Here is a 14,285-nt window from a genome sequence, read left to right on the forward strand (position 1 = left end):
CGTGCCAGGCAGCGAAGCTCCAACCTCGCTGTGTCTTGGATACCAGACACTACCGCCAACTCTGCTCTCCCGCCCGGGCGCTGATCGTTGTTTCAATGGCAGACATGCCGGAACCAGTGCTCTTGGGCTCGAAGCCGATGACCGCGTCCGACGTCGTCGACGTCGTCCGTGGACACGCGCACGTCGGGCTCACCGAGGCGACCGAGAAGAACCTCGCCGCCACCCGCCAGCACATCGAGGACCTCGCGCACGCGACCTCGCCCACGTATGGCGTCTCGACGGGCTTCGGCGCGCTCGCGACGCGCCATATCCCCCTGGAGAGCCGCACCGCGCTGCAACGCAGCCTCATCCGCTCGCACGCCGCGGGCGCGGGGCCGGCGGTGGAGACAGAGGTCGTGCGCTCGCTGATGGTGCTGCGCCTGCGCACGCTCGCGAGCGGCTACACCGGCGTGCGGCCGGAGACGGCGCAAGCGCTTGCGGGCCTGCTCAACGCGGGGATCACCCCCGTCGTCCACGAGTACGGCTCGCTCGGCTGCTCGGGTGACCTCGCGCCGCTGGCGGCGATCGCGCTCGCGCTGATGGGCGAAGGCGAAGTGGACCACGAAGGCGAGCGCAAACCCGCCGCCGACGCCCTGCGCGCGGCCGGCATCACACCCGTCGTGTTGGCCGAGAAGGAAGGCCTGGCACTCACCAACGGCACCGACGGCATGCTCGGCATGCTGCTGCTCGCGGCCGCCGACCTGCACAACCTGCTCGACGTCGCGGACCTCACCGCGGCGATGAGCGTCGAGGCGCTGCTGGGCACCGACCGGGCCTTCACCGCCGACCTGCAGGCGCTGCGGCCGCACCCCGGTCAGGCCGTCAGCGCGGCCCGGATGTTCGCGGCACTGCAGGGCTCGAAGATCGTCGAAAGCCACCGCGGGCCTGATTGCAACCGCGTGCAGGACGCGTACTCGCTGCGCTGCGCACCGCAGGTCCACGGCGCCGCGCGCGACACGCTCGCGCACGCTGAGCTCGTGGCCGACCGCGAGCTGCGGTCCGCTGTGGACAATCCCGTGGTGCTGCCCGACGGCCGCGTCGAGTCCAACGGCAACTTCCACGGCGCGCCCGTGGCCTACGTACTCGATTTCCTCGCGATCCCCGTCGCCGACGTCGCCAGCATCGCCGAACGGCGCACCGACCGGATGCTCGACAAGGCGCGCTCGGCCGGCCTGCCGCCGTTCCTCGCGCACGACCCGGGCGTCGACTCCGGGCACATGATCGCGCAGTACACCCAGGCCGCGGTGGTCAGCGAGCTGAAGCGGCTCGCGGTGCCGGCCTCGGTCGACTCCATCCCGAGCAGCGCGATGCAGGAGGACCACGTCTCCATGGGCTGGTCCGCGGCGCGCAAGCTGCGCAAGGCCGTCGAAGGCCTGAACACGGTGCTGGCGATCGAGCTGCTCACCGCCGCCCGCGCGCTCGACTTCCGCGCGCCGCTGGAACCGTCGCCGGTCACCGGCGCGGTGCGCGACCTGCTTCGCACGAAGGTCGCGGGCCCGGGCCCCGACCGGCACGTGGCGCCCGAGATCGCGGCCGCCGAAGAACTCGTCCGCTCCGGCGCCGTCCTGGCCGCCGCCCGTCTGGAGGCCTGAGAATGTCTCGCACCGTCCGTGCCGCCCGCGGCACCCAGCTCACCGCGAAGTCGTGGCAGACCGAAGCCGCGCTGCGGATGTTCCACAACAACCTCGACCCCGAGGTCGCCGAGCGGCCCGAGGACCTGGTCGTCTATGGCGGCACCGGCAAGGCCGCGCGCAACTGGCCGAGCTTCGACGCGATCACGCGTGAACTGACCATTTTGGACAATGACGAGACGCTGCTGGTGCAGTCGGGCAAGCCGGTCGGCGTGTTCCGCACGCACGAGTGGGCGCCGCGCGTGCTGATCGCGAACTCGAACCTGGTGGGCGACTGGGCGACCTGGCCCGAGTTTCGCCGCCTGGAGCAGCAGGGCCTCACGATGTACGGCCAGATGACGGCCGGTTCGTGGATCTACATCGGCACGCAGGGCATCCTGCAGGGCACCTACGAGACGTTCGCCGCCGTCGCGAAGAAGAAGTTCGGTGGCAGCCTGCGCGGCACGCTCACCGTAACCGCGGGCCTCGGCGGCATGGGCGGCGCGCAGCCGCTCGCGGTGACCATGAACGACGGTGTGGCGCTCGTCGTCGAATGCGACCCGCAGCGCGCGCACCGCCGCGTCGAGACGCGCTACCTCGACGAGGTGGCCGACGACCTCGACGACGCCATCAGGCGCGTCACCACGGCGAAGAAGGAGCGGCGGCCGCTGTCGGTGGCGGTGGTCGGCAACGCTGCCGAGGTGCTGCCCGAGCTGCTGCGCCGCGGGGTCGAGGTCGACATCGTCACCGACCAGACCTCCGCGCACGACCCGCTGTCGTACCTGCCCAAGGGCGTCAGCGTGGACGACTGGCACGACTACGCGGCCAAGAAGCCCGACGAGTTCACCGACCGCTCGCGCGAGTCCATGGCCGACCACGTGAGCGCGATGCTCGGCTTCCTCGACGCCGGCGCCGAGGTCTTCGACTACGGCAACTCCCTGCGCGGCGAGGCCAAGCTCGGCGGCTGCGAGCGCGCGTTCGACTTCCCCGGCTTCGTGCCCGCCTACATCCGTCCGCTGTTCTGCGAGGGCAACGGCCCGTTCCGCTGGGCGGCGCTCTCGGGCGACCCCGATGACATCGCGGCCACGGACCGCGCGATGCTGGAGCTGTTCCCGGAGAACGAGTCCCTGGCCCGCTGGATCAAGCTGGCCGGCGAGCGCGTGGCGTTCCAGGGCCTGCCGGCGCGGATCTGCTGGCTCGGCTACGGCGAGCGTCACCTCGCGGGCTTGCGGTTCAACGAGATGGTGGCCAGCGGCGAACTCAAGGCGCCCGTGGTGATCGGGCGCGACCACCTCGACTCCGGCAGCGTCGCCTCGCCGTACCGGGAGACTGAGGCCATGGCCGACGGCTCCGACGCGATCGCCGACTGGCCGCTGCTCAACGCGCTGGTCAACACCGCCTCGGGCGCGAGTTGGGTGTCGATCCACCACGGTGGTGGCGTCGGCATGGGCCGCTCGATCCACGCGGGCCAGGTCAGCGTCGCCGACGGCACGGCGCTGGCCGCGCAGAAGCTCGAGCGCGTGCTCACGAACGACCCGGGCATGGGCGTGATCCGCCACGTCGACGCCGGTTACGACCACGCCGCCGAGGTCGCCGATGACCGTGGCGTGCGGATTCCCATGCGGGACAACGCGTGAGCACGACGGGGCTGCTCGGCGAGATCGCCGACGTCGGGCGCGACGCGAAGCGCGGCGGCTACTCGCGGCACGCGTTCGACGCGCCGGAGCACGACCTGCGCACGTGGTTCGTCGAACGCGCGCAGCGGCTGGGCCTGGACGTCGAGACCGACCGCAACGGCAACCTCTGGGCCTGGTGGGGCGCGCCGGGGCCGGACGCCGTGGTGACCGGCAGCCACCTCGACTCGGTTCCAGGCGGCGGTGCGTTCGACGGGCCGCTCGGCGTGACGAGCGCGCTGGCGGCCGTGGAAGCTTTGCAGGCCAAGGGGTTCCGGCCGGCCAAGCCGTTCGCCGTGGTCGTGTTCGCCGAGGAGGAAGGCGGCCGGTTCGGTGTGCCTTGCCTCGGCTCGCGGCTGATGACCGGCACGATCGACGCCGACACAGCGCGAGCGCTGCGGGACCCGGACGGCGTCACGTTGTGGGAGGCGGCCGCGAAGTCCGGTCTCGACGTGGACCGGATCGGCGCGGAGCCCGAGCGGCTGGGGCTCATCGGCCGGTTCCTGGAGCTGCACGTGGAACAGGGTCGCGGCCTCATCGACCTCGGTTCGGCAGTGGCGGTCGGCAGCACGGTGATCGCCCACGGGCGGTGGCGGTTCTCGTTCGCCGGCCAGGGAAACCACGCCGGTGCGACGCTGATCGCCGATCGTGTGGACCCGATGCTGCCCGCGGCCGAGACCGTCGTGGCCGTGCGGCGGCTGGCGAAGACGCGGGCGGACGCGCGGGCGACCGTCGGCCGGCTCGTGCCGACGCCGGGTGGCACCAATGTCATCGCGTCCACTGTGGACCTCTGGCTCGACGCGCGCGTGCCCGGCACGGTGACGCCGGAGCTCGTCGAGGACATTTCGCAGGCGGCGCGGGCTGCGGCGGAAGCGGAGGGCTGCTCGCTGACCGTCACGCGCGAGTCGTACTCCGACGACGTCGTGTTCGACGAGAAGCTGCGGCGTGACCTGGGGGAGTGGCTCGGCGAGGTGCCCGAACTGCCGACCGGAGCGGGCCACGACGCGGCGATCCTGGCCGGGTTCGTGCCCGCCGGGATGCTCTACGTGCGCAACCCCACCGGCATCAGCCACTCGCCGGAGGAGTTCGCCGAGGCCGGCGACGTGGAGGCCGGCGCGCGGGCGCTGGCCGAGGTGCTGGAGCGGCTGGCGGGATGACCACGTACTGGTGCGAACGGGCCTGGCTGCCCGACGGGATCGCCGAAGCCGTGCTGCTCGTGGTGCGCGACGGGCGGATCATGTCGGTCACGTCGGGCGCGCCGAAGTCCGGGACCGTCCTGGCCGGGCTCACGCTGCCGGGGTTCGCCAACGGGCACTCGCACGCGTTCCACCGCGCGCTGCGGGGCCGGACGCACCACGAGCGCGGCACCTTCTGGACCTGGCGCGAGCGGATGTACTCGCTGGCCGCGCGCCTCGACCCGGACGCGTACTACCGGCTCGCACGCGGCGTCTACGCGGAAATGGTGCTCGGTGGGTACACGAGCATCGGCGAGTTCCACTACCTGCACCACGCGCCGGGCGGGAAGCCGTACGCGTCGCCGAACGCGATGGGCGACGCGCTACGCCAGGCCGCGCGGGACGCGGGGATCCGGCTGACGCTGCTGGACACGTGTTACCTCGCGGGCGGGATCGGCGTGCCGCCGGACGAGGTGCAGCAGCGGTTCTCCGACGGCTCGGCCGAGAAGTGGGTTTCGCGCGTGGCGTCGCTGGCCGAGGACGAGTTGTTCCGCGTCGGCGGGGCCATCCACTCCGTGCGCGCGGTGCCGGCGGACGATTTGTCGACCCTGAACCAGGGGGTGCCCGGCGAGCGGCCGTTGCACATCCACCTGTCCGAACAGCGTGCGGAGAACGAGCAGTGCGAGGCGGCGTACGGCTGGACGCCGACCGGGTTGCTGCAGGAGCACGGGGTGCTGGGTGAGCGGCTGGTCGCCGTGCACGCGACGCACCTGACGGACCAGGACGTGAAGTGGCTGGGTGACGCGCGGTCCGCCGCGTGCTTCTGCCCGACGACCGAGCGTGACCTCGGCGACGGCATCGGCCCGGCGCGGCAGCTGCTCGACGCGGGCGTGCGGCTGGGTGTCGGCAGCGACAGCAACGCGGTGGTCGACGCGTTCGAGGAGACCCGCGCGCTGGAGCTGGACGACCGCCTGGCCAGCGAGGAACGCGGCCGGTTCACCGCCGACGAGCTGCTGGCGGCGGGCACCGACCACGCGTCCGTCGGGTGGCCTGAGGTGGGCCGGCTGACCGTCGGTGCCGGAGCGGACTTGGTCACGGTCGCGTTGGACTCCGTGCGGACGGCGGGGATCGAGCCGTCCGGGGTGGTGTTCGCGGCGGGGGCCGCGGACGTGCGGCACGTCGTGGTGGCGGGTCGTGAGGTGGTGCGCGAGGGTGCGCACGTGCTGATGGAGCGACCGGAAACCGTACTGGCCGAGGAGATCGAGGCGCTGTGGCAATTCTGATCACGGGAATCGGCGAGCTCACCACCAACGACCCGGAGCTGGGCCGGCTGCACGACGCGGCGCTGGTGCTCGACGGCGGTGCCGTCGCGTGGGCCGGACCGGCCGCGCAGGCGCCGGCGGCCGACGAGCGCGTGGACGTCGAGGGGCGCGCGGTGCTGCCTGGCTGGGTCGACAGCCACACGCACCTCGTGTTCGCGGGTGATCGCACGGCCGAGTTCGAGGCGCGGATGGCCGGAAAGCCTTACACCGCTGGCGGAATCGCCGTCACGGTCGGGGCGACGCGGGAGGCTTCGGACGAGCAGCTGGCGGCGAACCTGCGCCGGCACGTCGAGGAAGCGGCCGGCCAGGGCACCACCTGTCTGGAGACGAAAACCGGGTACGGGCTGACCGTGGCCGACGAGGCCCGCTCGGCGCGGATCGCGGCGACGGTAGCCGACGAGGTCACCTACCTGGGCGCGCACCTCGTGCCGCCGGGCGCCGACGCGGAGTCCTATGTAGACCTCGTGTGCGGCGAGATGCTCGACGCGGTGGCGCCGCACGTGCGGTGGGCCGACGTGTTCTGCGAGACGGGGGCGTTCGACGAGGCCCAGTCAGCGCGGGTGCTCAAGGCAGCGGCCGAACGTGGGCTGGGGTTACGGGTGCACGGCAACCAGCTCGGCGAAGGCCCCGGGGCGCGGCTCGCGGTGGAGCTGGGCGCGGCGAGCGTGGACCACTGCACGTACCTGAGTGACGAGGACGTCGAGGCGCTGGCGGCGTCGGACACGGTGGCGACGCTGCTGCCGGCGTGTGATTTGTCGACAAGGCAATCGCTGGCACCGGCGCGGCGGCTGCTCGACGCGGGCGCGACGGTCGCCCTGGCCAGCAACGCGAACCCGGGCAGCTCGTACACCACGTCGATGGCGTTCTGCGTGACCACGGCCGTGCTGCAGATGCGGATGACGGTGTCGGAAGCCGTGTGGTCGGCGACAGCCGGGGGCGCGCGGGCGCTGCGGCGCGACGACGTCGGCTACCTGCGCCCGGGTGCGCGGGCCGACGTGCACGTGCTCGACGCGCCTTCGGTGACGCACCTGGCCTACCGGCCGGGCGTGCCGCTCACGCACGCGGTGTGGCGGCGGGGTGAGCGGATGAGCTGAAGGTCTCAGCTGTGCGCTGACAGGTGCGCGAGCAGGAGCGGGTTGACGCGGTCGGCCGCTTCCTCCGGCAGCCAGTGGCCGGCGTCGTCGAAGACCTCGAAGCGGTAGGCGGCGTCCACGAACTCCGCGGTGTTCGTGGCGGCCGTGCGGCCGAGCTTGGTGTCCTGGGCGCCCCACACGTAGAGCGTCGGCACCGTGATGCGGCCGGCGGGGACGGTGAACTCGTCGTCGGTGGCGCCGCGGTACCAGTTGAGCGTCGCGGTGAGGGCGCCCGGCTCGGTGAGGCGCGCGACGTTGCGCTCGACCTGGTCCTCTGCGATGCGGCCCGCGTAGGCCGCCCGCAGGCGGGCGGCGCCGTCCGCCAGCATCGACGCCTCGGCGACACCGCCGGGCGCGCGGAAGAAGCGGACGTAGTCGAGGTCGTGGTTCTGCTGCTCCTCGTCCTTCGCCGCCTGCTTCAGCGCGACGGGGTGCGGCGTGGACAGCACGGTGAGCGACTTGAGCCGCTCGGGGTACCGCGTGGCCAACACCCAGGCGACCATGCCACCCCAGTCGTGGGCCACGAGGTGGAAGCGCCTCGGGGCCGCGGTGCCGGTGGTGAGCGTGTCCGCAAAGGACAGTGCGTCGGCGACGAGGGCGTCGATGGAGTAGTGCTCGACGCCGTTCGGGCGGGCCTCACGGGCGTAGCCGCGTTGGTCGACCGCCACGGCGTGGTAGCCGGCGTCGCCGAGGGTGTGGAGTTCGGCGGTCCACGAGTCGGCGAACTCGGGCCAGCCGTGGAGCAGCAGGACGGGTTCGCCGTCCTCCGGTCCCGCGGCGAGTGCCGTGTGCTGATGGTCGCCGGCCCGCAGGGTCACCTCGCGCAGTTGGCTCACCGGTGCGCTCGCACGGTCGCGGAGCGGGGGTGGGTGCTGCGGGTGACGCGGGTGCCCTGGTAGTTCACTCTCCCACCGTAGGCCGTGATGATCATGGAACGCCAGTGCGAGCCGGGGCACGGTCGCTGCCCTCGAAGGCGAGCGGCGCTCTCAAGGGCGAGCGGCGCGGCCGCGGGTGAAGACGAGTCCGGCCACGGCGGCGAGGCAGCAGAGCCAGGCGAACCAGTCGCCGAAGCGGCTGTAGAGCGTGTCGCCCGTGCCGAGAGGGACGTCGGCGACGGCGACGGCCATCGGGGTCGGACCGGTGCGCGTCTGGGCGAGGACGTGGCCGCGGGGGTCGCTCAGGATCGAGTTGCCTCGGGCGGCGCTCCAGGCCACGGACACGCCGTGCTCGACGCCGCGGAGCAGGGCGGTGCGGCTGTGCTGCCAGCCGTCGACGTCCTCGTCGGACGCGGGGATCAGCACCAATCCGGTGCCGGTGCGGGCGTAGTCGCGGGTGGGGGACGGGCCGTTGACGTCCATGCAGACCTCGAGGCCGATGGCCTGCCCGGCGAGGCGGGCGAGGTCGTGGCCGGACGTGACGGGCGAGAAACCGTTGCGCCACTTGCGGTATTCGACGGTCGCGCCGGCCGGGGGCACGTCGAGAGCGGTGTTGTAGGCCTCGTGACCCGGGTCCTTCACGATCGCGCCGGTCACGACGTGGAGGTTCTTGGCCCGGGCGACGTCGGCCAACGGCCCGGTGAGGCCGGCCAGCCGGGCGCGGTCGGTGCCGAACGCGGCTTCCGGGAGCACGGCGATGCGGACGTCGGCCGGCAACGCGGTGAGGGCGTCTACATAGGACCGAAGAACGCGCTGACCGGCAGGAGAATCCGGATCCGCTGCCCACGCCGGCTCACTGCGCGCCACCACGGCGACGCGCACCTGACCCACGGAAGCCGCAGCGGGCGTCGCACCGAAAGCCAACGCGCCGCCGACCGCCGCGACCGTTACCACGGTGATGCCGACCCGCGCCGAAGCCCGGACGCCGGGCGCGAGCACCGCGGCGAGTGCTGCCGGCGCGAGCAGTACGAGGTACTCCACACCCCACCCGCCGAGCACCGACGCGAGGCGCAGCACGTCGGGCTGGTCGCCCTGGCTGGTCATGAACGTGCCCATCACGCCGAACGGGTTGGCCACCGAGACGCCGTACAGCACCGCGGTCCAGACCGCGGGCGCCGCGACGGTCGCGAGCACCGGCCGGCCCACTCGCACGAGTCGCCGGAAGAGCGCCACCGTCGCCGCGAACAGCACCGGCGACCCCAGCAGGATCGCGAGCGCGCCCGGCACCGGCACCGACTGCGAGTTCAGGAAGTAGTGCCAGCTGCCGGCGCTCCCGCCCAGGTAGGCGAGGAACGCCGCCGCGCTCGCCACCCACGCGCCCGTGCGCGGTGCCAGCAGAAGCACGGGCAGCGGCGCCAGCCACGCCAGCACGGCGACTGGTTCGAACCCCAGCCCGAAGTGGATCAGCACGCCGGACGCGACGGTGGCGGCGAGCGCCCAGCCGAGGTGGCGGTGCACGGCAGTGGCAGTGGACGTGGAAACGCTTGCTGTGGCGGTCATCCGGGCGGCCCCTCTCGCCGTGGAACCACCACCGTCGCAGCCCGCCGCGGCCGAAGCACTGGGCTGCACCGGAGTATTCGTGGTAGGGCTGACACCACCCCAAAGCGCATGATTCCGACATAACGAATTAACAGTGCAAACACGGATTCACCCAACCTGGCTAGTCGATCCGTTGATCACCAGGTGAATGCGGGAAATGGACCTGCCCGCGCGCGCCCTCGTTTACACAGAGTTCAACCAGAGGCCACTCGTACGAGATTAGGCGTCGCTCGGTTGATGGGTAACTTCTAAACAGCACGACCACCGAGCTGGAGAAACGCCCATGGACTTTTCCCTCATTGTCCTGGTGGTGATCGTCGCGGCACTCGCCTTCGACTTCACCAACGGGTTCCACGACACGGCCAACGCCATGGCCACTTCCATTGCCACGGGAGCCCTCAAGCCCAGAATCGCCGTCGCCATTTCGGCCGTGCTGAACCTGGTCGGGGCGTTCCTGTCGATCGAGGTCGCGAAAACGATTTCCGGCGGCATCGTCGATGACACGAAGGTCACCCCGGTGGTGATTTTCGCGGGGCTCGTCGGCGCCATCATCTGGAATCTCATCACGTGGCTCGTCGGCCTGCCCTCGAGCTCCTCGCACGCGTTGTTCGGCGGTCTGATCGGCGCGACGTGGATCGCGTCGGGCGCGGACGCCGTGCACTTCGGCAAGGTCGTCGAGAAGGTGCTGATCCCCGCGGTCGCGTCGCCGATCGTGGCCGGGGTCGTGGCGCTCATCGGCACGTTCCTGACCTACCGCATCACCGAGAAGGCCAAGGAACGCGTGGTGGGCAAGGGTTTCAAGACCGGCCAGGTCCTCTCGGCCAGCCTCGTCTCGCTCGCGCACGGCACCAACGACGCGCAGAAGACCATGGGTGTCATCACGCTGGCGCTCATCGCCGGCGGCACGCTCGCGCCGGGTTCGAACCCACCGCTGTGGGTCATCGGGGCGTGCGGCCTCGCGATCGCGGCCGGTACGTACCTCGGCGGCTGGCGCATCATCCAGACCATGGGCAAGAAGCTCACCGAGATCCAGACGCCGCAGGGCTTCGCCGCGGAGACCAGCTCCGCTGCCGTGATCCTGGCGTCGTCGCACCTCGGCTTCGCGCTGTCGACGACCCACGTCACCTCGGGCGGCATCATCGGCTCGGGCCTCGGCCGCAAGCTCGCGGAGGTCCGCTGGGGAGTCGCGGGCAAGATGGTCATCGCCTGGGTGCTCACGCTGCCGGCGGCCGCCATCGTCGGCGCCGTCGCGGCGGCGGTCTCGACCCGCGGCAGCTGGGGCACGATCCTCATCGGCGCTCTCGGGGTGCTCGTGGCGCTGGGCATCTGGCTCGCGTCACGCCGCAACCCGGTGAGCGCCAACACTGTCAACGACGAGCCGGAAGCCGCCAAGGCCGCTCCGGTCGCGGCCTGAGGGAGCGGACATGAACATCGACTGGGGTGCCCTCGGCACCGTCTTCATCGTCGCGCTGGCCGCGGCGGTGGTGCTCACGGTGCTGTTCGCCTACGGCATCCGCGGGCTTTCGGCGCGCGAAACCGCGCGGGAACAAGGCGGCTCCGGCGTCGCGCAGTTCACCGGCTCCATCGTGTGCTTCGTGGTCTGCGCCGCGGTGGTCGCGTACGGGATTTATCTGATCGCGGCCTGAGCGCGGCCTCGTAGTTCGTCCGGAAGCTCGTCGAGAAGCGGGAACACCGCTTCCCGGCGAGCTTTTCCGATGTTGGCCAACACGTCGAGCGCCGGCTCCCACAGCGATTCGTCGGCGCCGGCCGCGCGGATCAGCCGCGGGAGCCGGCCCTCGGGCAGCAGGCCCATCACGTGGTCGATGCGCGTTTTGTCGTCCAGCACGTACGCGGTGCGCAGCAGTGCGGCGTCTTCGAGCACGGCGAGGCTGCGACGCACGGTCGGGTCCGGCAGGTGCCCGACGAACCGGCCGAGCGTGATCCAGTCCTCCCGCCGCGTGAGCTCCGCGGCCACCGCGACCACGGTGTCGAGCGGGATGCGCGTGATGATCGACGTCGCGCGCCGCGGGTCCAGCTCCGCCGCCACCGACGCGAGGAACTTCGGCGGCAGCCGCTTCGCGACGTCCACACCGCGCGACACGTCCACCAGCCCGGCGATCCGCGCGCACAGCAGTGGTCCGAAGACTTTCTCGGCGATCTTCGCGACCACGGGCGCGGGCAGCAGCCGGCTGGCCAGCGCCATCCGTTCGAGCACCACGAGGTTCGCGTCGAACAGCGTGGTCGTCACCTGTTCGCGGAACAGCTGCAGGTCGGCGACGTCCACGTCGGCGAGGTAGGCCAGCCGTTCGGGCTCGACGTCGAGCACGCGCGCGAGCTTGAGGATCTCCGGGTTCACAGACCGACCGCCTTGCGGACGGCGCCGCGCAGGAGCGCCGGCACGTACTTCAGCCCGTCCTCGCCAGCCTGGGCGAGGGCCTTGGCCTGCCGGTGCCGCGCGTCGCGCAACGCGGCGGCGAGGTCCTGCCGCGCGTCCTCGGGCAGGGCTGCGATGCCCTCGGGCAGGGGGCCGCCGAGCTGCTCGGCGAGTGTGCGCTCAGCCATGGTGAGCCATCATGCCTCAGCGGTTGACTTTCGACAGTGGTGACCGCCGCCGCGGGCCTTGTAGCGTCAGCGGCATGAAGGAGGTGACCAGGCGCAGGTGGCGGGTGGTGCTCGACGTCCTGCTCTGGGTCTTCCTGTCCGGCGTCGTCGCGATCGACGCCTCGAACAACCCCAACCCGTGGGAGCTGATCTTCGGGCTGGCCGCCACCACGGTGTCGGTCGCGGCGTGGCGCCGGCTGCCGACCCTTTCGCTGATCGTCACGATGGCCACGGCCGTGGTGGTGGCGTTCGGCTGGGGCGGGCGCGTGGCCGTGTGGGAGGTCTTCCTCATGGTCACCGTGGGGTACCTCGCCGGCCTGCGGATGACGCAGGTGCGGGTGGCCGTGCTGACGTGTTCGGCGATCGCGCTGGCCGGACTGCCCGTGGCGCTGGTGCTGCCCTCGGCGGGGTTCGGCGCGTGGGGCGCGATGCTGGGGGTGCTCGCGTTCGCGGGGGTCGCGCCGTGGCTGCTGGGGCGCCACGTGCGGCTTCGGCGCGAGCTGGCGCGCGCGGGGTGGCGGCGGGCGGAGGAGATGGAGAGCCGCCAGCAGCTCGTCGCCGACCAGGCCCGGCTGCGTGAACGGGCGCGGATCGCCAGCGACATGCACGATTCCCTGGGTCACGAGCTGAGCCTCATCGCCGTGCGCGCCGCGGCTCTCGAAGTGGCGGGTGGTCTAGACGACACGCAGCGCGCCGCGGCCGGTGACCTGCGCGCCAACGCCGCGACGGCGACCGAGCGGCTGCGCGAGATCATCGGCGTGCTGCGCGAGGACGCGGCGCCGATCGAGCCGGTGCAGGGTGACCTGGGGGAGCTGCTGGAGCGGGCCCGCGCGTCGGGGCTGCTGATCCAGTCGCAAGTGGACAGTCTCGAGGCGACGCCGCCGATGGTCGCGCGGGCGGCGTATCGCGTGGTGCAGGAGGCGGTGACGAACGTCGCCAAGCACGCGCCGGGCGCGGCCGTGACCGTGCGGGTGCTCAGCTCGCCGGCGAGCACCGAGATCCGCGTGGTGAACGCGCGGCCGCCTGCGGGTCCGTTGCCGGGGGCGTCGGGCAAGCGTGGGCTGATCGGGCTGCGCGAACGCGTCCGGCTGGTCGGGGGTGCGCTTCGGGCGGGCCCCGATGAGGGCGGCGGCTTCGAGGTTGTGGCCACGCTGCCGCACGACGCCGCTCCGGGGCCCGCTTCCGAGGCCGACGCCGACGTCGAGCAGTCCGAGTCGGCGCGCGAGTGGGAGCTGGCGCGGCGCGACGTGCGGCGCAGCCTGGTGCAGGCGATTGTGATCCCGCTGGCGTTGTTCGGCGTGGTGATCGGCGGCAGCGGGGTGGCGTTCCTCGTGCAGTGGTACGGCTCGCAGGTGTCGATGGGGGTCTACCAGCAGATCCGGCTCGGGGCGACGCATGCGTCGATCGCGCCGCTGCTGCCTTCGCAGCAACGGCTGTCGAAACCGCAGTACGGGGAGCCGCCGAAGCCCACGGGGAGCACGTGCGAGTACTACGGCACTTCGCGCAGCTGGTGGAACGTGCGCTACGCCGCGATCCGGCTCTGCTTCGAGGGCGACCGGCTCGTGACGAAGGATCTCTACAGTGAGGACGAACCGTGATCCGGGTGCTGCTGGCCGACGACGAGGCCATGATCCGCGCGGGCGTCGCGGCGATCCTGGCGGCCGACGCCGGGATCGAGGTCGTCGCGGAGGCTTCCGACGGCCGCGAAGCCGTGGCCCAAGCCCTCGCCACCCGCCCAGACGTGGTGCTGCTCGACATCCGCATGCCGGTCCTCGACGGCCTCGCCGCGGGCGCCGAGATCCGCCGCGTGCTGCCGGACGTCGGGGTGATCATCCTGACGACGTTCGGCGAAGACGCCTACATCGAACGCGCCCTTGGCTTCGGCGCCAGCGGGTTTTTGTTGAAGGCCGGCGACCCACGCGAACTGCTCTCCGGCATCCACGCCGTCGCGGACGGCGCCGCGTTCCTCTCCCCGAAAGTCGCGTCCCGCGTCATCGCCCGCCTCTCCGGCGGCGCCCTCACCCGCGGCGCCGCGGCCCGCGACCGCATCGCCGCCCTGACGGCCCGCGAACGCGAAGTCCTGACCCTCCTCGCGACGGGCCTGTCCAACGCCGACATCGCCTCGCGGATGTTCGTCGTCGAAGGCACGGTCAAAGCCCACGTCAGCACCATCCTCACCCGCCTGGGCGCACGCAACCGCGTCCAGGCGGCGATCACGGCTTACGAAGCTGGGCTGGTCGGGGGAGAAGCGGGGTAGC

Annotated in this window: 13 protein-coding genes; 9 read left to right on the forward strand and 4 right to left on the reverse strand. The window is 72.0% G+C overall.

Annotated features, from left to right (window positions below; all coding sequences use genetic code 11):
• Positions 1-104 precede the first annotated feature (104 nt).
• Genes hutH through hutI form a run of 5 tightly spaced genes read left to right on the forward strand, consistent with a single transcriptional unit; the run spans position 105 to position 6,913 of the window.
• The gene (gene hutH / locus AB0H62_RS23905; RefSeq protein WP_220246585.1) at positions 105-1,631 is read left to right on the forward strand and encodes a histidine ammonia-lyase; all 1,527 of its coding nucleotides are present in this window, start codon (positions 105-107) and stop codon (positions 1,629-1,631) included.
• A 2-nt stretch (positions 1,632-1,633) separates the two neighbouring features.
• Entirely contained in the window at positions 1,634-3,286 is a 1,653-nt protein-coding gene (gene hutU, locus AB0H62_RS23910) for a urocanate hydratase (RefSeq protein WP_360588231.1), read from the forward strand.
• Positions 3,283-4,479, forward strand: a complete 1,197-nt coding sequence (locus AB0H62_RS23915) for an allantoate amidohydrolase (RefSeq protein ID WP_360588233.1) — start codon at positions 3,283-3,285, stop codon at positions 4,477-4,479. The genes hutU and AB0H62_RS23915 overlap by 4 nt, the downstream gene beginning before the upstream one ends.
• Positions 4,476-5,780 carry a formimidoylglutamate deiminase gene (locus tag AB0H62_RS23920; RefSeq protein WP_220246588.1) on the forward strand — a complete coding sequence of 435 codons (1,305 nt, stop codon included), beginning with the start codon at positions 4,476-4,478 and terminating at the stop codon, positions 5,778-5,780. Before AB0H62_RS23915 ends, AB0H62_RS23920 begins: the two co-directional genes overlap by 4 nt.
• Entirely contained in the window at positions 5,768-6,913 is a 1,146-nt protein-coding gene (gene hutI, locus AB0H62_RS23925) for an imidazolonepropionase (RefSeq protein ID WP_220246589.1), read from the forward strand. Before AB0H62_RS23920 ends, hutI begins: the two co-directional genes overlap by 13 nt.
• 5 nt (positions 6,914-6,918) lie before the next feature.
• Here hutI and AB0H62_RS23930 read toward each other — a convergent pair whose 3' ends face one another.
• Complete coding sequence (locus AB0H62_RS23930; protein WP_255638688.1) at positions 6,919-7,788, reverse strand: alpha/beta hydrolase; 870 nt, start codon at positions 7,786-7,788, stop codon at positions 6,919-6,921.
• Positions 7,789-7,938: 150 nt separating this feature from the next.
• A complete protein-coding gene (locus AB0H62_RS23935) occupies positions 7,939-9,387 on the reverse strand; it encodes a nitrilase-related carbon-nitrogen hydrolase (RefSeq protein ID WP_220246590.1) in 1,449 nt (482 codons plus the stop codon).
• 322 nt (positions 9,388-9,709) lie between these two features.
• Here AB0H62_RS23935 and AB0H62_RS23940 point away from each other — a divergent pair, with 322 nt between their 5' ends.
• Positions 9,710-10,840 (forward strand): inorganic phosphate transporter, encoded by a 1,131-nt coding sequence (locus AB0H62_RS23940; RefSeq protein WP_220246591.1) that lies wholly within the window; start codon positions 9,710-9,712, stop codon positions 10,838-10,840.
• Positions 10,841-10,850: 10 nt separating this feature from the next.
• A complete protein-coding gene (locus AB0H62_RS23945; protein ID WP_220246592.1) occupies positions 10,851-11,072 on the forward strand; it encodes a hypothetical protein in 222 nt (73 codons plus the stop codon).
• On the opposite strand, the gene AB0H62_RS23950 is transcribed toward AB0H62_RS23945, so the two are convergent.
• Together AB0H62_RS23950 and AB0H62_RS23955 are read right to left on the reverse strand one after the other, a co-directional pair.
• Positions 11,054-11,782, reverse strand: coding sequence for a hypothetical protein (locus tag AB0H62_RS23950; RefSeq protein WP_220246593.1), 729 nt, complete (start codon positions 11,780-11,782; stop codon positions 11,054-11,056). The genes AB0H62_RS23945 and AB0H62_RS23950 overlap by 19 nt on opposite strands.
• Complete coding sequence (locus AB0H62_RS23955) at positions 11,779-11,988, reverse strand: hypothetical protein (RefSeq protein WP_220246594.1); 210 nt, start codon at positions 11,986-11,988, stop codon at positions 11,779-11,781. Before AB0H62_RS23955 ends, AB0H62_RS23950 begins: the two co-directional genes overlap by 4 nt.
• A gap of 74 nt (positions 11,989-12,062) precedes the next feature.
• Here AB0H62_RS23955 and AB0H62_RS23960 point away from each other — a divergent pair, with 74 nt between their 5' ends.
• Together AB0H62_RS23960 and AB0H62_RS23965 are read left to right on the forward strand one after the other, a co-directional pair.
• Positions 12,063-13,625 carry a histidine kinase gene (locus AB0H62_RS23960; protein ID WP_360588239.1) on the forward strand — a complete coding sequence of 521 codons (1,563 nt, stop codon included), beginning with the start codon at positions 12,063-12,065 and terminating at the stop codon, positions 13,623-13,625.
• Positions 13,622-14,284: a response regulator transcription factor gene (locus AB0H62_RS23965; RefSeq protein ID WP_360588242.1), complete on the forward strand. Its 663-nt coding sequence runs from the start codon at positions 13,622-13,624 to the stop codon at positions 14,282-14,284. Before AB0H62_RS23960 ends, AB0H62_RS23965 begins: the two co-directional genes overlap by 4 nt.
• The last annotated feature ends 1 nt before the right edge of the window (position 14,285 follow it).

This window comes from Amycolatopsis sp. NPDC050768, from assembly GCF_040654155.1.
Classification (GTDB): domain Bacteria; phylum Actinomycetota; class Actinomycetes; order Mycobacteriales; family Pseudonocardiaceae; genus Amycolatopsis.